The sequence below is a fragment of the Siminovitchia thermophila genome (assembly GCF_016909185.1).
Lineage (GTDB): Bacteria > Bacillota > Bacilli > Bacillales > Bacillaceae_C > Siminovitchia > Siminovitchia thermophila.
In genome coordinates this window covers 83,917-105,684 of the sequence record NZ_JAFBFH010000015.1, presented here as the reverse complement: position 1 = coordinate 105,684, position 21,768 = coordinate 83,917, and the positions used below count along the sequence as shown (strand labels likewise).

Annotated in this window: 18 protein-coding genes; 7 read left to right on the top strand and 11 right to left on the bottom strand. The window is 43.5% G+C overall.

All coding sequences use genetic code 11. From position 1 onward, the window contains the following. Positions 1-24: 24 nt before the first annotated feature. From hpaI to JOC94_RS12000, 5 genes are all read right to left on the bottom strand, one after another. A complete protein-coding gene (gene hpaI / locus JOC94_RS12020; protein WP_077114540.1) occupies positions 25-948 on the bottom strand; it encodes a 2,4-dihydroxyhept-2-ene-1,7-dioic acid aldolase in 924 nt (307 codons plus the stop codon). Between the two features lie 47 nt (positions 949-995). Next, positions 996-1,199: a hypothetical protein gene (locus JOC94_RS12015; protein ID WP_077114538.1), complete on the bottom strand. Its 204-nt coding sequence runs from the start codon at positions 1,197-1,199 to the stop codon at positions 996-998. Further along, complete coding sequence (locus JOC94_RS12010; protein WP_236017077.1) at positions 1,189-1,863, bottom strand: GntR family transcriptional regulator; 675 nt, start codon at positions 1,861-1,863, stop codon at positions 1,189-1,191. Before JOC94_RS12010 ends, JOC94_RS12015 begins: the two co-directional genes overlap by 11 nt. A 683-nt stretch (positions 1,864-2,546) precedes the next feature. Beyond that, positions 2,547-3,884 (bottom strand): hemolysin family protein, encoded by a 1,338-nt coding sequence (locus JOC94_RS12005; RefSeq protein ID WP_077114563.1) that lies wholly within the window; start codon positions 3,882-3,884, stop codon positions 2,547-2,549. Between the two features lie 459 nt (positions 3,885-4,343). Further along, complete coding sequence (locus tag JOC94_RS12000; protein ID WP_077114536.1) at positions 4,344-5,231, bottom strand: DMT family transporter; 888 nt, start codon at positions 5,229-5,231, stop codon at positions 4,344-4,346. Positions 5,232-5,538: 307 nt separating this feature from the next. Here JOC94_RS12000 and JOC94_RS11995 point away from each other — a divergent pair, with 307 nt between their 5' ends. From JOC94_RS11995 to JOC94_RS11970, 6 genes are all read left to right on the top strand, one after another. Then, positions 5,539-6,402, top strand: coding sequence for an undecaprenyl-diphosphate phosphatase (locus JOC94_RS11995; protein WP_077114561.1), 864 nt, complete (start codon positions 5,539-5,541; stop codon positions 6,400-6,402). A gap of 702 nt (positions 6,403-7,104) precedes the next feature. After that, positions 7,105-8,514, top strand: coding sequence for a LysM peptidoglycan-binding domain-containing protein (locus JOC94_RS11990; RefSeq protein ID WP_077114534.1), 1,410 nt, complete (start codon positions 7,105-7,107; stop codon positions 8,512-8,514). 615 nt (positions 8,515-9,129) lie between these two features. After that, positions 9,130-9,642, top strand: coding sequence for a TetR/AcrR family transcriptional regulator (locus JOC94_RS11985; RefSeq protein WP_077114532.1), 513 nt, complete (start codon positions 9,130-9,132; stop codon positions 9,640-9,642). A 73-nt stretch (positions 9,643-9,715) separates the two neighbouring features. After that, positions 9,716-10,567, top strand: coding sequence for a hypothetical protein (locus tag JOC94_RS11980; RefSeq protein WP_077114530.1), 852 nt, complete (start codon positions 9,716-9,718; stop codon positions 10,565-10,567). Between the two features lie 114 nt (positions 10,568-10,681). Then, the gene (locus JOC94_RS11975) at positions 10,682-11,380 is read left to right on the top strand and encodes a DUF2306 domain-containing protein (protein WP_253191991.1); all 699 of its coding nucleotides are present in this window, start codon (positions 10,682-10,684) and stop codon (positions 11,378-11,380) included. Positions 11,381-11,509: 129 nt separating this feature from the next. Next, positions 11,510-12,760, top strand: a complete 1,251-nt coding sequence (locus tag JOC94_RS11970) for a glycosyl hydrolase family 18 protein (protein WP_077114528.1) — start codon at positions 11,510-11,512, stop codon at positions 12,758-12,760. A gap of 194 nt (positions 12,761-12,954) precedes the next feature. On the opposite strand, the gene JOC94_RS11965 is transcribed toward JOC94_RS11970, so the two are convergent. The 5 genes from JOC94_RS11965 to JOC94_RS11945 form a co-directional block, all read right to left on the bottom strand. After that, positions 12,955-14,055 carry a GerAB/ArcD/ProY family transporter gene (locus JOC94_RS11965; RefSeq protein ID WP_077114526.1) on the bottom strand — a complete coding sequence of 367 codons (1,101 nt, stop codon included), beginning with the start codon at positions 14,053-14,055 and terminating at the stop codon, positions 12,955-12,957. Between the two features lie 42 nt (positions 14,056-14,097). Next, positions 14,098-14,313, bottom strand: a complete 216-nt coding sequence (locus JOC94_RS11960) for a hypothetical protein (protein WP_077114524.1) — start codon at positions 14,311-14,313, stop codon at positions 14,098-14,100. Positions 14,314-14,320: 7 nt separating this feature from the next. Then, positions 14,321-15,508: a Ger(x)C family spore germination protein gene (locus JOC94_RS11955; RefSeq protein ID WP_077114522.1), complete on the bottom strand. Its 1,188-nt coding sequence runs from the start codon at positions 15,506-15,508 to the stop codon at positions 14,321-14,323. A 22-nt stretch (positions 15,509-15,530) separates the two neighbouring features. Continuing rightward, positions 15,531-17,108, bottom strand: coding sequence for a spore germination protein (locus JOC94_RS11950; protein WP_077114520.1), 1,578 nt, complete (start codon positions 17,106-17,108; stop codon positions 15,531-15,533). Between the two features lie 104 nt (positions 17,109-17,212). Next, positions 17,213-18,022 carry a YqjF family protein gene (locus JOC94_RS11945; RefSeq protein WP_236017076.1) on the bottom strand — a complete coding sequence of 270 codons (810 nt, stop codon included), beginning with the start codon at positions 18,020-18,022 and terminating at the stop codon, positions 17,213-17,215. 152 nt (positions 18,023-18,174) lie between these two features. Here JOC94_RS11945 and JOC94_RS11940 point away from each other — a divergent pair, with 152 nt between their 5' ends. After that, positions 18,175-19,566 (top strand): FMN-binding glutamate synthase family protein, encoded by a 1,392-nt coding sequence (locus tag JOC94_RS11940; protein ID WP_408021920.1) that lies wholly within the window; start codon positions 18,175-18,177, stop codon positions 19,564-19,566. Between the two features lie 137 nt (positions 19,567-19,703). Here JOC94_RS11940 and htpG read toward each other — a convergent pair whose 3' ends face one another. Continuing rightward, positions 19,704-21,584, bottom strand: coding sequence for a molecular chaperone HtpG (gene htpG / locus JOC94_RS11935; protein WP_077114516.1), 1,881 nt, complete (start codon positions 21,582-21,584; stop codon positions 19,704-19,706). Positions 21,585-21,768 lie beyond the last annotated feature (184 nt).

Genomic DNA, 21,768 nt, shown 5'->3' with positions numbered 1-21,768 from the left:
GCTTGAGGGAACTTCCCTCCCAACTTAGGCATTGATTTCGTCTTTTAGGGAAATCCCGTAGTTTTTCAACACTTGGCGAATTTCTTTTTGCAACTCTTCAGAAGGAAGGGCCATTGGCTTGCGCAACACCGGCTTGATTTTACCCATCATGCCAAGTGCCGCTTTCGCCGGAGCCGGATTCGTATCTTTGAACAGAACGTCATTTAGCTCCATCATTTCAAAGTGCATGTCTTGCGCGCGTTGAACATCGCCTGCTGTCCACGCGTTGTAAATTTCAGCGACCTGCTTCGGTGCTACGTTGGATGTGGCGCTAATGTGGCCCGCACCGCCGATGGCCAGCATTGGATAGCAAAGCAGTTCAATTCCCGAATATAAGTTAAAATGACGTCCCGCTCTTAATAAAACACGGTTAACGTGTTCAAAGTCTTTGTTTGATTCTTTAATGCCGATAATATTCGGGCAATCTTCCGCGAGGCGCGCAATTGTTTGCACTTCAAGGTTGACTGCCGTTCTGCCCGGAATGTTGTACAAAATAATTGGAATATCCACGGAATCGGCGATTGTTTTGAAATGATTATAAAGCGCCTGCTGATTCGGACGGTTGTAATATGGCACAATGACAAGCGCTCCGTCCGCCCCCATTTCCTGTGCCGCTTTTGTCAGTTTCAATGCCTCATTATGATTGACGGAACCCGTCCCCGGAACGAATGGAACCCTCCCTGCAACCGCTTTTTTTGCGGTCTCCATAACGGTCAGGCGTTCTTCCACCGTCAATGAGCTGGGCTCCCCGCTCGTTCCCGTCACGGAAATGCCGTGGCTGCCATTTTCAATCTGCCAATCAATCAAACTTTTAAACGTTTCCAAATCAAGACTTTCATCTTCATTAAACGGAGTTACGACCGGAGCCATGGAACCTCTTAATCTTAACCTCGCTTCTTCAAACGACATTTTGTCACCCTCCTGTTATGTTAATCCCTTTAAAATTTTCTGAACAATTAAATCATATATGATTTCATATATTTTGTCAATCCCCTGATCCTTCGTGTTGTTGTTAGCGCTTTCACATTCGTGCCGACAAGCTTCATTAAACCCTTTAGACGCAACCGGCTGCTTAGTTGCGCTTGTTCCTGAAACACGAGCATTTCACGACTCAAGACGAACGTGGAAAAAAAGAGCATTCCATGCTCTTTAGTTCTCACCAGTCGATTCCATCCTCAGCGAACGTCGTCTTTCGAAATCGTCCGCTGTCTTAAATTTATGTTCACGGACAAACATTTCCAATTCCTTTAAATCGGATTTTTTCTCTAATAAAAAGATGATTCTTTCATGTTCCTCGATTGACTCTTTTACCCGAACCGAATACAGTGTTGAACCAATTCCCCTAATGGAGTCGAGCTTTTTCCAAATCCCGGCAATCGTATCGTATAATATTTTGCTTTGGCATTCCCGGGTGATCAACTGGTGAAACTCTGCATTCAGCTTGGCAAATAAGTGGATATCGAAATATTCAAGCGCCTCCTTCATTCGCTCATTTAATTCTTTTAACTTCATGATTTTGGCAGCTGAAATATAGGGGGCACTTAATGCCGCAGCGTACCCTTCAAGCACGCCAAGAATCTTTAGGTTATCGTAATATTCAGACTCATTTATTGGCGCAACGACTGGACCCACATTGTGTTTGTACTCGATCAGCCCTTCCGCTTCCAGTTGACGGATCGCCTCCCTAATTGGTATGGAGCTTGTCGCAAGTTCTCTTGACAGTTGATCAATGACAATCCTTTGACCCGGCGCATACACCTTTTCCACAATTCTCGCTTTAATGATTCGATAGGCTCTTTGTTGTTTATTTTCTTTTTTCATCATACTTTTATCATATTTAAAATCATATATGATGTCAATTAGAAAGTGGAAGCACTTTGAAAACTTCCCTTTCATGTATCATGCCCTGACTATGAATTTTTACTTGAAACGTTGTGTTTATCGGAATTTCGGAATAAACAATTGATTCTCTTCCAAGTGTTACCCTTTCTCCAAGCCCCAAGGCGTCACTATTTGCGTCTTGCAAACTATCCAGCGCGTTTTTTGCCAATTCATTGAGTTCTTTTTCCCTTTTAAAGATGTGGGATGTTGTAATGATACTGTTAAAAGACGCACTTCAAATTGTAAAAGGTTCAAATATCGGACAACCATCCACGCTGACAAGGATGGCATTATCAACACTGGAAATGGGTCAAGACCCGTAAGTATCACACAGTATTTTAAAGCATGTCCCGCAAAGGATACCGCATAGGCAATTCGCCAATGGAAAACTTTCTTCGCTATTGAAACAGGAGATGTATGCAGGGGAAGCAGCCCGCACATACGAAGACTTAAAAGAGAACATTGAGACATACATCATTACCGCTATACTAAACGCCTCAAACAGAAATGGGCTGGCATGAGTCCGGCTTAGTACCGTCTTCATTCCAGCCAATAGACTGCTTACCATATCACTTTAACTTTTAGGGGTCACCTCAGTGTGACAGGCGTTTTCCCTCCGAAATCGATTAACCTTCATTCTGGTATTGCAACGTCTCCAGTTTCGGGGCATTTTCTTTCAGAACCTCGACAATTTGGATTTGATGCCCATCCAACTCTTTTACTTTAAAGCTGAATCCGTCAAAATGAAGCACTTCCCCCTCTTGCGCATCGAATTTTTGCGATAAAATCCAACCACCGAGTGTATCCACTTCTTCATCTGACAGATTTGTTCCAAGTAAGTCATTCACCTCATGAATGAGTACTTTACCATTGAATGAATAGTGGTCGTCCGCAATTTTTGTCACATCTGGAACCTCGTCTGCGTCAAATTCATCCCGGATTTCGCCGACGATCTCCTCAACGATGTCTTCGACGGTGACCAGGCCGGAAGTTCCACCATATTCATCCAGCAGAATTGCCATATGTGTGCGTTCCCGCTGCATCTTTAAGAGCAGCTCACTGATCGGGATCGTCTCAATCACAACGATTACAGGCTTTATGAACTGTGTAATATCCGCTTTCATATCTACCTTGGGATCCTTGATCTGTGCGAGCAGCATATCTTTTATGTTTATAATTCCAATAATGTTATCCTTGTCGCCTTCATAAACGGGATAACGAGTAAATTTGGCATCCTTGATGACCCCGAGCAAATCTTCCATTTGATCTTCCGTTGAAAACGAAATCATTTCCGTTCGGGGAATCATAATTTCCTTTGCAATCCGATTATCAAATTTAAATATATTGTTCACATACGTCAGTTCCGTCTGATTGATCTCACCGCTTTTAAAACTTTCAGAAAGAATGATTCGAAGCTCTTCTTCGGAGTGGGACACTTCGTGTTCAGCCACCGGCTCCAGACCAAACATCCTCACCAGCAGTCGGGCCGAGCCATTTAACGCCCAGATAAATGGAAACATGATTTTATAAAACCATTTAATCGGTTTGGCAACAAGCAGCGTGACCATCTCGGATTTTTGGATCGCAACGGTTTTGGGCGCCAGCTCCCCCACAACGACATGCAAAAAGGTAATGATGAAAAACGCAAGCGTAACCGATAAAATATGGGAGACGGAAGCTCCGACCGCCATTTTTTGAAACAACGGATCCAATAATGATTTTACAGCCGGTTCACCAAGCCAACCTATTCCCAAAGCCGTGACCGTAATGCCGAGCTGGCATGCGGATAGATATTCATCTATGTGCGTAGTAACATGCTTGGCCACCTTCGCCCCCGGTTTGCCTTCTTCGACGAGCTGATCAACTCGTGAACTCCTAATTTTAACGATGGCAAACTCCGTCGCAACGAAAAACGCGGTTAATCCAATTAAAATGACAATCAACAATAAACTGACAACGTCCAAATGGATCACCTTTCAAAGAAAGGTGTACACCTCCTGATTAAGAAATTTTTTGTCCGGCGCGTACCCGGACATTCTTTATACATATATTATACTATTAATATGAAAAACATCTGCTTTTTTAGTGATTTATTTTGTAAAATTCTTTTTCAATTATGAAACCGCAAGCGGTCAAGGCACGTGACAACAAACGTTTCACCATCCATCGGAAAGCCATTTGTTTGTATCATCCAAAAGACGGGTACCCTACGCATTTTCGACAAAGCTCTGCCATGGCAACGCCACCATTTTCTATTTTTTTAATCAATATACCACTTTTTCTTCTTTTTACATAAAGAAACCTTTGTGAACGCAGTTTTCAGAGCAGGAAGTTGCTTTATTATACGTAGAATATTCATATTTTACTACAATTGACTGTGTACGTTCCCATTTGAAAATAAAAGGGGAAACCATAAAACGGTTTCACCCTTCTTTTTGGAAAGTGATGATGACAACTCCCAGCACAATACATGCACCACCAATAAAAAAATTGGCGTTTAATTGTTCGTTTAAAAGCAGCCAGCCGAGGAAAGACCCGACAATCGGCTGGAAAAAGAAAAACAATGAGCCGACTCCCGCATCCATCAGCTCCAAGCCTTTATTCCAAAGAAAGAAGGCCCCGGCAGTCGAAACAATGCCTAAGTACAGGATGCCGAAAATAACGAGCGGGCTTTCATAAAAAATGTCATTGGCTTGAAGCTCCCACAGCATGGCCGGCGTCGTAAAGACGAGCGCAAATAAAATGGCATAGGTTGTGGTGGTCAATGACGACAGCCGTTTTGACGCAACTTTTACGTAAACCGACAATAACGCCCACGTAACGGCCGCTCCAACAAGGATCAAACTACCCCAGAAATAGTCGCCGACATGAAAATCCCATCCGATCACAATCGTGACGCCCAATGTCGCCAGCACCATGGAAATGAGTTTTCGCGGCGTAATTTTTTCCTTTAACACCCACCTCGCAAAAATGACGATAAACGCCGGCGTAGCCGAAGTAATTAAAGATCCCGTATGGGCATCGGATAATTTTGTCCCAATAAATTGGAATGAGATGGACACAAAGTAACCGATAAATCCAATCCAGACAAGCAAAAGCCAATCTGTTTTTGCCATCATCTGGCGTTGACCACTTTTTTTCTGAACGGCAAATAAAATGGCATACAAAAAAATAAACGCAATCATGTAACGCAGCCAGACAAGTGTAAACGGCGGAATAAAATCGAGTACATATTTACTGACGACATACATACCGCCCCACATACTTGCCGCCAATGATAAACAGATCGCTCCGATGATACTTTTCTTCATAGATTGCATACCTCCGTCTTTTAATAGGAAAATGTTGTAAAAGTATTTTCCCAAGACGAGGAGGCTTAAGTTGGAAAGCGCCTATTCACCCCTCGACTCAGGATGAATAGTTGCAGGCTGGTCGTTTTCAAAAAGATCAAAATATAATCTCATCTTCTTGACACCTCCCAAACATATTGTTTCCTTCATATTACTCTGTTCATCGCGAGTTTAGCAACCTTATGGACAATTTCTCATTTTACCATCATATATTTAAATATAGAATGCTATAATGAGAGAATCCGTACAGAAAGTGAGGATTTATTTCGTGAACATTTGGGATTTAATCGTTGCATTGATACTCGGCCTTGTGGAGGGGCTGACAGAGTTTGCTCCTGTTTCATCTACGGGGCATATGATTATTGTGGATGATATGTTATTAAAATCTGCTGAATTGCTGGAATCCCAAGAAGTGGCTAATACGTTTAAAGTTGTCATCCAGTTCGGTTCGGTCATGGCGGCCGTGATCGTATTTTGGGAACGGCTATTAAGTTTGATCGGTATTAACAAGCGCAGCTCATCAAAAGTTCCGATGGAAGGGAGTCGGCTCCGTTTAACACATGTGATTGTCGGGTTGATTCCCGCAATGATTTTGGGGCTGTTGTTCGAGGATTTCATCGATACATATTTGTTTTCGGTCGAAACGGTTCTGATTGGGCTTGTCGGAGGAGCGATATTAATGATTCTTGCTGACTGGAAAGTACAGCGGGAAGTCCGGACCAAAGGCTCCCATGAAGGCGTTCCGCTAGATGGCATCAATTACAAGCAAGCTTTGCTCATTGGTTTATTTCAGTGCATCGCCTTGTGGCCCGGCTTTTCTCGTTCCGGTTCAACCATTTCGGGCGGAGTGCTACTTGGCCTACAATACAGGGCAGCCGCCGATTTTACTTTTATTATGGCCGTTCCGATCATGGCCGGAGCCAGCGCCGTTTCTTTGTTAAAGAAAATGGACGTGCTGACGGCGGATGTTATTCCTTTTTTTGCGGTCGGATTTATTAGTGCGTTCATTTTTGCCTGGATTTCTATCCGCTTCTTTTTGGCGCTCATCAACCGGATCAAACTAATTCCATTTGCGATTTACCGGATCTTGCTTGCCACCGTTATCATGGTCATATATATAAGTATCAGATAAGCTATAACATACGCGCGGCTTGAAGCCGGGCGTTTCTTTCGTTATACGCGGGTATTTTTCTCTATGCGCGGGGATTTCACTCTATACGCGGGTATTTTCCTCTATACGCGGGGATTTCACTCTATACGCGGGTATTCTCCTCTATGCGCGGGTATTTCACTCTATACGCGGGGATTTCACTCTATGCGCGGGTATTCTCCCTTATACGCGGGTATTTTCCTCTATACGCGGGGATTTCACTCTATACGCGGGTATTTTCCTCTATACGCGGATATTTCACTCTATACGCGGGTATTTTCCTCTATGCGCGGGTATTTTCCTCTATACGCGGATATTTCACTCTATACGCGGGTATTTTCCTCTATGCGCGGGGATTTCACTCTATACGCGGGTATTTTCCTCTATGCGCGGGTATTTTCCTCTATACGCGGGTATTTTCCTCTATACGCGGATATTTCACTCTATACGCGGGTATTTTCCTCTATACGCGGGTATTTCACTCTATGCGCGGGTATTTTCCTCTATGCGCGGGTATGCCCACTCATTCGCAGACATTCCCACTCACCCACGAGTATTTTCGTTTTGTACTATACAGTTTTAAGCAGCCATGGTATTCTCCCTAATTGCAACGGTTCTTTTTATTCTTGCTGAGGTTTTTTCCGCATACATTATTCATATGAACTTGTTTAGGAGTGGATATGTATGATGATTCATGTCGTTGCACGAGGAGAGACGTTAAATGAGATCGCCCGCCGCTATAGGAGCACGATTTCACAAATTGCTTCGGTGAATGAGTTGCCGGACCCGAATCGGCTTGTTGTTGGCCAGGCGCTTGTAATACCAGTTGGGGCCATCCAACACATCGTCCGGCGGGGTGAGACACTTTGGCAAATCGCTCAACGGTATCTCGTTCCGCTGGATGCGATCGTACGTGCGAATCAATTGGCCGATCCTTCTGTCATCCAAGTAGGGGATGTGCTAGTGATCCCGGCGCGGGTACACACGGTACAGACCGGTGAAACGTTATGGCAGATCGCCCAGCGGTACGGTACGACGGTGCAGCAAATTGTCACGCAAAATCAAATTGAAGATCCGAACTTGATTACTGCCGGCACAGTACTGACGATCCCTTTTCCCAAACCTGTCATTGATGTGAATGCCTATATCATTAATATGGGAGAAACGGGTGCCCGGGAGGTACGGGAAGTAGGGGAACATCTTACTTATATGTGTCCTTTTGCCTATATTATGAAGGCTGACGGGGGACTTGAACCCATTAACGATGTGCCGGCCATTCAAGCTGCTGTTGAAGAACGTGTCGTCCCGATGATGTGTGTTACAAACTTTACTTTCCGTGATCCCGGAACGACATTGGCACATACGATCTTGTCAAGCACGGAACTCCAGGACCGCCTATTAACCAATATCATTCAAATCATGAATGATAAGGGATATCGCCTCCTGAACATCGACTTTGAAAATGTAAGGCAGACAGACAGGGAGTCATACAATCAATTTTTACAAAAAGCTGTAAATCGCCTGCATCCACTCGGTTATTTCGTTTCGACTGCTCTCGCTCCCAAAACGAGCGGAACGCAAAAGGGGCTTTTGTATGAAGCACACGACTATCCAGCACACGGAAGAATTGTCGACTTTGTCATCCTCATGACCTATGAATGGGGTTATCGACTGGGACCGCCGATGGCCATATCACCTCTCAATGAAATTCGCCGTGTCATAGATTATGCCGTTACGGTCATACCAAGAAATAAAATAATGATGGGCTTCCAGCTTTATGCCAGAGACTGGCTGCTCCCCCACGTTCAAGGGCAGGAAGCAGAAACGTTTGATATGCAGGAAGCCATACGCCGCGCGGTTGCACACGGAGCCTCCATTCAATACGATGAAAGGGCTCAAAGTCCGTTTTTCCGATACACAGACCAACAAGGGCGTCGGCATGAAGTTTGGTTTGAGGACGCGAGAAGTGCCCAAGCCAAATTTAACTTGGTAAAAGAATATGGTTTGCGGGGCATTAGTTACTGGGTTCTCGGCTACCCGTTTCCGCAAAACTGGCTTCTGCTTGAAGATAACTTTATCGTAAGAAAAACGTAGGTCTTTTACACATTTCTTTCCAATCTCCGCATCAGCCAACTAATGAAGTATGCGGGGGTACGAAAGCTTCTCTCGTGCGCTTTATGGATGGAGTTGGCCTTCGCATATATTTGTTAATCCTCGGGGAAAATCTGGACGTTCGGAAAGCCAGCTAGTTAACGGTTTCGCTGAACCACTTAAACGCATTCGGCTGAGAGGGCTTTATTGACTTTACGTATGAAACAGGAAACGGAGAAGCGAAAGCTTTTTGATGCCATCGCAGTAAATTTCATGCTATATCATCTGAAAAAATCACAAAAAATGATCGCCATTGATCCTAACTTGCGCCCCTTTGCGCTTATTACATCTGGAAACTGACCGTAACCTTTTTCGCCAGCTTGTAGAGAAAAAATGGGTGTTTTTTTCTACAAGCTTTTTATTGCTGTATAGGACGCCCGTCTTACCCGTCATTATATTTGAATGCCGCCGCATTGAACTAACTCAAGCACATCCTGATACAGGGCCTCTCCTACCCAAATTCATTGGCAAGAATGAATCTTGGATTGACAATAACATAAACGGAATTTATAATTTATTTATTGACTGATAAATAAAAATCGCAAAGGATGATTCTTAGTGGCTGTTCGTGAAGATAAAAAAGAGGTCATTATTGAAAATGCCGTTGGTGTTTTCTCTGAAAGGGGGTATTATAAGGCGACCACTGCGCTTGTTGCCAAGGAAGCAGGAGTCACTCAGCCGTATGTATTTCACTTTTTTAAAAACAAGGAAGAGTTATTCAAAGCTGTCATTGACCGTGCTTTTAACCGGATTTATGATTTGTTTGCTAAAGTCGAGGCCCCAGCCGATCAACTGCTCGAAGCGATGGGTTGCGCATTTGCGGAGGTGGTCGAAACTCACCGGAAAGAAGTTTTATTGGTCATGCAGGCTTATGCTATTCCGGAAAAAGGAATCCGGGAACATGTCCGCCATTTGTTTTTGAAGATGTGGGAGTCTCTTACAGTAAAGTTTAACCAGGCAGGAATTCCCGATGCCAAAAATATAGCCTCCCATTTTATCAGTACTGGGCTGTTGATCACGGTAACGGAAGTATTGAATTTACCACAAATTGTCGCGGAATTGGAGCAATAAAAATAAACATTTGCTCTTTTTTTACCAAATCATTTATTTATTGATAAATAAAACGAGAAAAGAGGGTGTTTTCATGTCCAATCATCGGCTGTTTGAAGGTGAGAAATGGCTTATTGTCACAAGTATGATCGGCTTTTTGCTGGCAGCAACCATAGCGGTTGTCATTTTGGCAAGAGGGCCAATCGTTTGGCCTGAAGGAAACTTACAGGATGCCTTTTCCTTTCATGCGGCTATTGGTATTTTTTTCTTGTCGGTCGCCGCTATTTTGCCGTTTACAGAATATAAAGAGCGCAAAAGAAAGATTGTACGCTGGATGTTTATCGCAGGGGCTTTATATGCATATGGAGTTGAAACAGTGCAGCATTTTCGTGGAATCAACCCCCGGTTTTCACGAGAAGGCTCGGTGATTGATCTCGTCGCCGGAGCACTATTTGGCGTTGTTTCTTTATTGCTGATCCTATTAGGCCTGATACTTACAGTACGGTTTTTTCGCATCAAATCAAATTCGTTTATCTTGGCAATCCGTTATGCTTTTCTCTCCGTTTTAATAGCCAATATGGCCGGATTAGTGATGAGTTTGCTTCAAGGCAGGCACATAGGTGATACTGGAAATCTCATTGTCCTACATGGGATTGGATATCATGCGTTACAGACATTGCTTATACCCGGTTGGCTCCTGCAACAATCTCAAGCAAGCAGCCGTTTTAAAAAAGGATGGACTCATATCGGCGGTATCGCCTGGATGTCGGCCATTGTGCTGATCGGATTACAAACCGGGATGGGACGATCGGTATTCGAGTTGACAATCTTGCCCGTTCTGGCTGCGGTTATGCTGCTCGTTTGGTTTGGTATGACAGTTCTTTCATTTGTTGTCTTTTTAGGTAAAATGAAAGAGCGGATGGATCGCAAACATCTTTTTTATTAACAAAACACAAGAGGAGGCAGTCTCCCCTTTGACTTATAGATTCCATGTTTCAGAATACACTCAGCAAAACTTGTTACAATAACACCTACACCGTTTTACATAGGAGGAATTTCAGTGACATTGTTTATTCTCATGAGAATACTGCATATCGTGGGAGGTTTTACGGCTTTATTTACTTTTTGGGTTCCGGTAGTGACGAAAAAAGGTGGAAAAGTTCACGTTGTTTCCGGATGGATTTATGTGATCGGCATGAGCATCGTATCTGTTTCCGCCTTTTATATGGGGGTCTTCCGCATTTTGGATCCAAGCAGTTCACCAGAACTTATTTCCTTTTCCTTGTTTTTAATTTTTATAGGGATTTTAAGCTCTTCAACAGCCTATTACGGAATTCGGGTGCTTCGTTTTAAAAGGAGGACAGAGAGGCATCGGCATTGGCTTGATGTAGGGTTTTCTGTTACGCTGTTCGTATCGGCAATCGGAATCAGCATTTACGGTTTCGTGCATGATTTTTCCTTGCTGGCTTGGTTTCCGCTGCTCGGGATTTTTCTGGCATCCATCCAATTGAGGTATTGGCTCTCTAAACCGACCCGAAAAATGCATTGGTGGTTTGAACATCTTAGCGGTATGCTCGGCTGCTCCATTGCCACCATCACGGCATTTACCGTTTTTGGAGCACCGCGCTTGTTGAATATTGAATCTGTCAGCATATTGCTGTGGTTTTTGCCTACCATTCTATTAACGCCTGTCATTATTGGCCTTTCCGCCTATTACACTAAAAAATTTAATCAACCAAAAGCAAACGTGACTGGATAGAAAAAACATACTAAGATTAGTATGTTTTTCATTTTATCAAAATCTCCCCCTTGCTTGTTCATAACAACAATCCAGCCGAATATACATGGTGTATGAGCGATTACCGATTGCAAGGAAATGGGGTGCCGTATGTTTATTTATGTCGTAAAAATAGGAGATTCTTTGTTCTCTATCGCGGCAAAGTTCCGGATTACCATGGAGAGTTTGCGAATAACGAACGGCTTGAGGACGGACCGGCTTGTTCCCGGACAGGATTTATTGATTCCCTCCAATTTGTATATCGTCCAGCCGGGGGACAGCCTCTTCTCAATTGCTCAACTGGCATTCGTCCCGGCGGAAACGATACGGCTATATAACGGATTGCCATCTGGTCAACTAACGATAGGCATGGAGCTCTACTTGCCTCCACGGGAAAAGTATTCTGAAGAAGGGCTAAGTTATTTAACGCCTTCCACCCCTGAAAGAAACCGGAGGAATGTACAAACCTTCGCGCCGCTTATCTCCAACTTCGGCATTTTTGAATATCATATTTTACCAAATGGCAATTTAAGCACCTTGAACGATGAGCAGCTTATTAGTCTTATTTGGGAAAATAAGTCAAGGCCGATCGTCGTCATCACTAATTTGACAGAAGCCGGGTTCAGCCCCGAACTGACGAGAAGAGTGTTAAACGATCCCCAAATAAGACAGCGCGTCATCGACAATATATACAACCTCGTGAAAAGCAAAAGATATGCCGGGGTCAATGTAGATTTTGAAAGAATCCTTGAGAGTGAACGGGATTTATATACAGGCTTTTTGGCAGCACTCCGAAATCGCTTAAAACCGGAAGGATACCAGCTTTCTGTCGCCGTACCCGCCAAAACATCGGATGATATTCCATGGCTGCGTGGCTTTGACTATGGAGGGATCGGCGCCGCGGTGGATTTTGTCTTTATCATGGCCTATGACTTTCATGAAGCGAGCAGCCTTCCTGGTCCGGTTGCTCCCATAACAGAGGTGCGAAAAACGCTGGATTATGCACTGACCAAAATGGGACGAGATAAAATTGTGCTCGGAGTCCCACGGTACGGATATAACTGGACCATGGCCAACGGGGATGTGATAAGTGCAAGGGCTTTTTCCGTATCCAATGCCATTGCGACGGCGATGAGATACCAAGTCCCTATCCAATACTCCGCGGAATTTGAACAGCCGCACTACACCTACTGGGATGAATCAGGCAGAAGGCATGTCGTTTGGTTTGAAGATGTAAGGGCGCGCGCCGCCAAGTTTCAACTGGCAGTCCAATACCGAATCAGAGGTGTCGGCTCATGGCAGCTTGGGCTTCACTTTCCACAATCCGGGTATCTTGTACGAGAATTTTTTAAAAAGAGATAAGAGCATTACCCCAAATGGCGGACGTGTTTGTCAGTTTGCTAAATGATCATCATGACAGTCAAAACCGGAGCCACAATGGAGATTCACACATAAAAAAACACTTCAGGCGAATGAAAGGCCTGAAGTGCTTTTTGTATGAGTGGAGGTGTTACTTGGCTACAAAATATATTCACGCTTCTTTCACTCTTTAAACGTCATTTTTGCGTTTTTGGCTTCACTTTCTTCCTTCGGAAAAAAGCGATCATCAGCAAGAGCGCCGGAATAATCACCTGAACAAATATGGAATAAAACGGAAATCCGACAAGTATGTAACGGGTTATATCCATCATGCTCTCCTCTGCCCAAAAGGAAGATTGTACCACAAAGATCCCCACAGGCCATATAATCGGCCGATAATCAGAAAGATCCAGCCATTGAGCTGTTCCCAATACTCCCGCATAATAAAACACGGATATTTTAACAAATGCGCCTACAATCCAAACAGCCATCACAACAGCTTCCATATTTTCGAAAAAACCTGCTAACTTTGCATAGCGGACAACATTCATCAGAGGATATAACTTGTTTGCAGTCGTGACTCCCAGTACAAAAAGAACAATCAGATTGACAATTACGATCGAAACTGTGACGCCTAACACCGTCATCATTCCGTATTTCATTCCTTTTTTCTTATCTGATAAAAAAGGAAGCAAGAAGGCAATTAAGAAAAATTCCGCAAACCATCCAGCCGGCGCAACTGAGCCCTTAAGAGGTGGCACTATCCCTTTTTCAAGAATCGGTAATATATTTCCAAAATCAAAATCCTTGGCCAAAAACAAAATGGCAACAAAAATGGGCAGTACCAAGAGTGGGAAAAGCAGCTGGGCAGTCCTGCCCAGCACTTCCAAGCCCCCATGTATACAAAAAGCGCAAAGCAGCACCATTAATGAAATCACAACGATCTGAGGTGTTTTGAATAAAAAAGACGAGACAATGAATTCGCTGTAAGTTCTCGTAATCGTCCCCGTAGTTTCGATATAAAAGAACAGAATGATAAAGCCGATTATTTTGCCCGGTATTCGCCCGGTGATGTCTTCACAAACCTGAATGGCTGTTTTTCCGGGATACATATGATGGAGCCGGACTGCAATATACACAGTCAAAAAACCGATAACAGATGAAATGATGGGGGATATCCATAAATCATTCCCTGCATATTTGGCTGAAATTGCAGGCATCGAAAGGATCGCTGTGGCAATAATGGTAGGATACAGCAGCATGGCCATTTGTAAAGCTGAAATTTTTCCCTTTTCCATTACGTCCACTTCCCTCACAAAAATGATGAAACAGCATGCATTTTATAAAAACTTGCCAAGCGGTTGAAATATAACATCCACTAGTGTGACGGGACCTTTCATATGCTGAAGATCAAACATGGATAATAGGAGGCCAATCACGAGAAGAACAATAAAAGCCGCTTTATCTCTCGTGGGGTTTTGTTTGATTTTTGGCCATTGGAGGAACATGATCACCAAAACGATCATCATTGTTCCAAAAAAACTTCCCCATGCCATTATGCTTTCACCTTTCCTCTGTTTTTATCGGTTTATGAATGTATCCCGGCCTGCGAATGTGTGCTTCAATGACCAGTTCCGTTTTTACATTCGGGAACATTTCTTGCCAGCGATTTTCAACTTTTTTCCACTGTTCGGGATATTTCCGGTGGAATTCCTTCCCAAAATGAACGATATCCGCTTCTAGCTTTTGTGATTCGTTTATGGCTGCTGTCACTCTCTGTTTGATCATTTTCCGATAGGCTTGTTGGATCTTTTTTTCCGAGCTTTTATGAGCCATGTCCAAACTTGTACTATTTTGAACGACTGTACCTTCTGTTTTGATGTTTACAATCATTTTCCATTCCCCGCCTTGAATTTTTGGTGATAAATTCACTCTAGTCAATACCGGAACGATGGATACTACTCCTTGTTCATGTTTCGGTTTGACATTAACGGTGTACTCTTCAATCTCTCCTCTCAGCCATAGTAATCCCCTTGTTGTCGATTCAGATATTATTCCAGTCAAATGCTCTTTTTTAAACACGGCCATTCCATGTATATTCGGTAACTTTGAGACTTTCCCCGCACTTGTTTGTTCATTTTTTAATTTTAAATAAGGAAGAGCGGCTCCTTGATCTTCATCCGTAATCATTTTCTCCAAATCCTGAAGTGTGATGGTCAAGCCATGACCGGCATCGGCCTTCTTATGAATCGTTTGCGCCGAATAGCGTTCTATGACCGCTTTTTGTTCGATTATTTTCTTTGCTTTTCCTTCACTGACAAACACAAAAGCCCGTTCTCTTGGCTGCGGATGCCGAAGAAGGAAATCCAGATAATGTTGTATCCCATCTTTTGCGGCAGCTGTGCCAAAAATAAATACTTTACAGCTGCCCCAAAAGATCCTGCGCGGCAGCTCTGCTTCCAGCTTCGACAGAGCATCGGCCATATTCTTCCCTTTGTGAGATATAACCATCGTTGTCTGCCCGCCACCGCTCTCTGCTCCGCCGCCTCCTTGATTGCTTCCACTCATTGACTTTGGAATAAAGATCTCTAGGGAAATTTCCACCTGCCCGTCATCATGTTTATCAATCGCCGTTGCAGTCACAATAGAAAGTTCGTCAATTTCTATCTTGTCCCAGCAACCACCCAATAAAACAATCATGGACATTAAAATGATACAAACAAATGCCTTCGTTATATATGGGCTCCTCATGCTATTTTCCTCACTTCATTCCTTAATGTTCGGTTTCCCCTCCCCTTAGCGGACCCGGCTTTTGGTTTGGTGCTTGCCGATATTCGTTCATGTCTTTTTCGAAATGTGGGCGCTTATCCATCTCCCATATGGGTGCCCGCCACAGGACGTCTTTCAATTCGTGCTTTTTCAATGGCGCCAGCGGCGCCAAGTAAGGTTCTCCAAAAGACCTTAATGTACATAAATGAATGACGAGAGCCAATATACCCATCATAATACCGAGCAAACCCAGAGTCGCCGCCAGAACCATCATTGGAAAGCGAAGAAGACGAATAGAATATCCTAGAATATAGTGGGGGGACATAAAGGATGCGATTCCCGTCGTCGCCACAACGATCACCATCGGAGCCGATACCAATCCTGCCTGAACTGCGGCTTGCCCAATGACGAGGGCCCCGACTATACTGACTGCGGCGCCAATCTGATTAGGTAGCCTAACACCCGCTTCACGCAATGCTTCCAGCATCAATTCCATGATCACCACTTCTACTAATGCAGGAAAGGGAACGTTTTCTCTCGCGGCCGCAATACTGAGCAGCAATGGGTCCGGTATCATTTCCTGATGAAAACTTGTAATGGCCACATACAGGGACGGAAGCACAAGTGAAATAAACAGAAATATATAACGGAGCCAGCGGATAACCGTGCCGACAATGTAACGTTCATAATAATCGTCAGGCGCCTGCAGCAACGAAAAAAAAGTAGTCGGGGCAACCAATGCAAAAGGGGTCCCTTCTGCCAAAATGGCTACCCGTCCTTCCAGTATATTGGAACTGACCACATCCGGACGTTCGGTTGCCATTAGTTGAGGAAAAGGGGAGAATGGGTTGTCTTCAATCATCTCCTCGATATAGTTAGTATCAATAAAGCCATCGATATCAATCCGTTTTAACCGATTTTCAACTTCTTGAATTAATGTCGGGTTAGCAATCCCGTTCATATAAGCCAACACAACGCTTGTTTTTGAATATTTCCCCAATTTGATGGATTGTATTTTAAGGGCGGGACTTTTAATTGTGCGCCTCAGCATGGCCGTATTTACCTGAAGAGATTCAATAAATCCCTCACGCGGTCCCCTTAACACTTTTTCAGCCTCAGGCTCCTCTATCGCCCGGGCTTCAAACTTGGTTAAGCCTAAAGAGAGGGCTTGATTCTCCCCTTCCATCAGTAAAATGGAGCTGCCTGTTGAAATGGATTCGATGCAATCCGCCCATAGGCTCAGTTTCTTTGTCTTAGATACGGATACGTTGCTTTCAATAAACTCAATGCTTGGCTGCCGGGGCTCTGAGTCCTTTTTTTGCATCAATGGAGAAAGAACATGATTATCAATTTTTTCCGTATCGGCAAGCCCCTCAATATAGATAATGATCGCTTGCACATTGCCAAATAAACAGAACTCCCGAAATACGACATCGGAACAATGGTTGTAAACCGAACGGAATAATTCAACGTTTTTGTTAAAATCTTTAAACAGAACCTCTTGAGGCTTGGGAATTTGCACATTATTCGCCTGTTGTTTTTTGCGTTTTTTCCTTAACAACTTCTGCACATTCCGAATCAAGCCAATTCCCTCCATTCAAGCTTTCTTTTATCTTTTTACAAATGGGATTTTTTATACAGTGATAGCAGAAACTGTCATGAAGAATTTTGAAAAATGAAAGAAGGCTAGTCCACCTTTAATTTTTTTCCATTCCACATTAGCGAATCCACTCCTTGCGAAAAATGAGCGATGGGAGGATCGTTGGAAACATGAATATTGAATGGGGAAAAGAGAGTATGTTGATTGATATGAACATCTACCTTTTTCAAAGGCCATGGAAGATGATGTATGTCGCCATGATAAATATCTTTTCCGTTCCGGGTTGTATAAAAGCAATATCTTTCGGTAAGCCAATGATCAAGTGTTCCACTCTCGGAAAAATAAGTATCGTTGGTTGGGATGCAGCTTCCCTCAAACGCCAACGGATTGCCCGCTTTACGGACACTTTTATATTGGATGGCGCCGTTTTCGCCAGTCCGCACTTCTATGTTTGCCGGATTGTACGGCAAGCGATACCATCTTTTCGCTATGTTGAGGGAAGCCCAGTCGTCTACATCAAGAGAGAGAAAAAACACACCAGGTTTCCCTTTATAAACGACATATGTACGGACATTCACTTCGGGAAAAAACGGAACAACCGAGAAAGGCAGTCCCCGAAAATAAATCCCCTTCATTGTAAACGCCACGATCCCCATCCAGGCAAAACCTTCAAAAGTATCAATCTCCAGCTCAGACGGAAGATGCGGCCTTATCAATCGGGGCTTGATGGGCCAATGGAGAAACAATACATTCCTCCAGACTTGGCGCATAATCCATTTATTGGAAGGTAGTGGCCAAGGCCGGTGTTCGACCTTTTTACCGATGTGCATTGTATCGTTTTGCTGTATGTTGGACTTTGTAGCTGTTGCAAGTGTGCCTTTTTTATATATGCCCATTTTTCGTTTCCTTCCCATCTTGATTGACATTAATTTGCTCGAATGACCAAGCTTCTATGCCAAGCTTTCTTATAGACATAGATTTTCGGTTCTGAGTCATAATAAAAGGACACATCTCCTAAAACTTGCTGGAGGACCAGAACATGCCGATTATGTTGTCCTATATAACATTTGGAATCGTCGCCTTTTTATTGATGGCATTTTTATTGTTGATCATTGGCTGGCGTTGGATGATGAAACAAATCGTAAAACAGGTCGGAAAAATCATTTTCACAGACAGCTACCAAGAAAATATTATTGAATTATTGCCTGGTCTAAAACATATGGGTATTCAAAATACGCTCGAGAATAATTTGCGGGCGGAGACGGGAGATCTTCTGAACAGGCCGCTGGGATCTTCAAAAAGCTGGCCGCATTTTGATCCCATTACTTTTATTCCCGCGCAAACGACACCTTTTCCGGTATCCACCGAAGAAGAAGTCGATGTAAGTGTCACAATCGGACCAAAGGCAAAAAAGCCAATGAAGATCAAAATACCCCTTATGATCGGCGGAATGGCTTATGGAGTGGCACTTAGCGAAAAAGCAAGAGTCGCTTTGGCGACAGCCGCCAATAATATTGGAACAGCAATCAATTCAGGTGAAGGCGGCATTTTATCAGAGGAATTAAACGAAGCCGGAAAATTCATTTTACAGTTTTCCAAAACCGAATGGGGAAAAGATGAGCAGATTATTAAGCGTGCAGACATGATTGAAATTAAGCTCGGGCAAGGTGCAAAATTGGGAATGGGTTCTAAAATATCACCGAAAAATCTGACGGGAAAAGCCCGCAAAATAATGGAATTGCAAGAAGATGAAGACGCCATTATCCATGAACATTTTTTCGATGACCAAACAATAAAAGACCTCAAGGAGCTTGTTGATGAACTTCGAAGTTTAACTGACGGTGTTCCCATAGGGGTAAAAATAGGAGCCGGCGGAAAAATTGAAGAAGATATTGATCACTTGCTGGAAATGGGTGTTGATGTTATCGCGATAGACGGGGCGCAAGCAGCCACACATTCCAGCCCGCCCATCCTGGCCGATGACTTTGGCATCCCGACACTGCACGCGGTTGTCCGGGCATCCAATCATTTAAAAAGAAGAAAAATGCAGAAGCGGGTAAGTTTAATTATCTCGGGTGGACTTTTGGTCCCCGGCCACTTTTTAAAAGTGCTTGCCCTCGGAGCCGACGCCGTTTACTTGGGATCGGCCATCCTTTTCGCGCTTTCACATACGCAAGTAACCCGTGCCATGCCTTTTGAACCGCCAACTCAAGTTGTTTGGCACGAGGGCAAGTTCAAAAACCAATTTAATATGGAGGAAGGCGCTAAAACGACCGAGAAATTTTTGTCAGCCAGCACCGAAGAAATTAAAATCGCTTTAAGAGCGATGGGAAAGCGATCCTTGAGCGAACTTTCCAGAAATGATTTGACTTCATATGATGAGTTAACCGCGAAGATGATCGGGATTCCGTATACGTTTCGGCCATGGAACGGGGGATGAGGCTGGAAGGCTGTTAAGTGTGTGTCATTGCCGACCGGACACCCGGAAAGAAGCTGATCATGGTAAGTGACCGTCCAGTAGCGTACCTTTTTGTTCCGCAAAAAGACCTCCCTGACTCAAAGCGGGAGGCCTAATCTTTACACCATTACTTTACACATATTGTTCGTAAATTCTACCGGATCTTCAATCGGCAAGCCTTCAATCAGAAGTGCCTGATTATATAACAGGTTTGTGTATAATCTTGCCTTTTCACGGTCTTGGTCAAACGCCGATTTTAACGCTTGAAATACATCGTGATCTCCGTTGATTTCCAGAATTTTGTCTGCTTTTACTTGTTCATTGTTCGGCATGGCGCTGAGGATTTTTTCCATTTCGATGGATACTTCACCATCCGCCGCCAAACAAACAGGATGGGATTTCAACCGTTTTGATATTTTCACGTCTTTCACTTTTCCGGAAAGCACTTCTTTCATATAATCAAGCAGCTCTTTGTTTTCTTTTTCTTCCGATTCCGTCTGCTTTTTATCCTGCTCCTCTTCTATGCCCAAATCGCCGCTCGCTACATTTTTAAACTCTTTCTCTTTATAGCTCATGAGCATTTTAATCGCAAATTCATCGACATCATCAGTGAAATACAGAATTTCATATCCTTTATCTGCAACAAGCTCCGTTTGCGGCAATTTGGCAATTCTTTCGATCGATTCACCTGTCGCATAATAAATATATTTCTGATCTTCCGCCATTCTAGATACATACTCGTCTAATGTAACAAGTTTCTTTTCCTTCGACGAGTAGAACAATAACAGGTCTTGCAGCACTTCTTTATCTTGCCCAAAGTTGTTATATACGCCAAACTTAAGCTGTCTGCCGAACTCCTCGAAAAATTTTTCATAATGCTCCCGATCGTCCTTCAGAAGACTTTCAAGTTCCCTTTTGATTTTATTTTTAATATTTTTCGCGATAAACTTCAATTGCCGGTCCTGCTGTAACATTTCCCTTGAAATGTTGAGCGATAAGTCTTCGGAATCGACCATCCCTTTTACAAAGCTGAAGTAGTCAGGAAGCAAATCTCCGCATTTTTCCATAATGAGGACGCCATTGGAATATAACTCCAACCCTTTTTCAAATTCTTTCGTATAGTAATCGAACGGAATTTTTTCAGGGATAAATAAAATGGCATTGTACCGGACGGTTCCATCGACTTTAATATGAATATGCTTGATCGGTTTATCAAAACCGTAGTGTTTTTCATGATAAAAATTCTCGTAATCCTCCGTGGTCAGCTCGTTTTTGTTTTTTCTCCAAATGGGGACCATGCTGTTAATCGTTTGTTCTTCGATGTAGTCTTCGTATTCGTCCTCGCTGCCCTCTTTCAGCCTGCGTTCGGTCACGTCCATTTTAATTGGGTAGCGAATGAAATCAGAGTGCTTTTTAATGATCGCTCTTAAACGATACTCTTCAAGATACTCGTCATAGTTTTCATCTTCCGTATTCTCTTTGATTTTTAAAATAATCTCCGTTCCGACCGATTCTTTTTCCACCGGTTCAATCGTAAATCCATCAGCCCCGGAAGATTCCCATTTGTACGCCTGGTCGCTCTCCAGCGCTTTCGTAATGACCGTCACATGATCCGCCACCATAAACGCGGAATAAAAACCGACGCCAAATTGGCCGATAATATCATGGCCGTCTCGGATTTCATTTTCGTTTTTAAACGCCAACGAACCGCTCTTCGCAATCGTTCCCAAGTTTGATTCCAGCTCATCTTTCGTCATCCCGATGCCGGTATCCGTAATCGTTAATGTGCGCTGATCTTTGTCTGCCTTCACTTTGATATAATAACTGTCCTTATCAAACACCAAAGAATCATCCGTCAACGCTTTATAATAAATCTTATCAATTGCATCACTCGCGTTCGAAATCAGCTCCCGCAGAAAAATCTCCTTGTTGGAATAAACCGAATGAATCATCATTTCCAACAGCCGCTTCGACTCCGCCTTAAACGCCTGCTTCGCCATATGTATACCCCTTTCATCGAATTGATCAGTGGTTAGCACTCTTATCAGGAAAGTGCTAATCATTTATGAAATACCATAGAGAGCGAAAAGTGTCAACTGGAAAGGGGGCTTCTAGTTTGGAGCAGTGTCAAAACAAGACGGACTTACATCCATGGTCATCGCCTTTGCTTTAGCACCAGCTTTC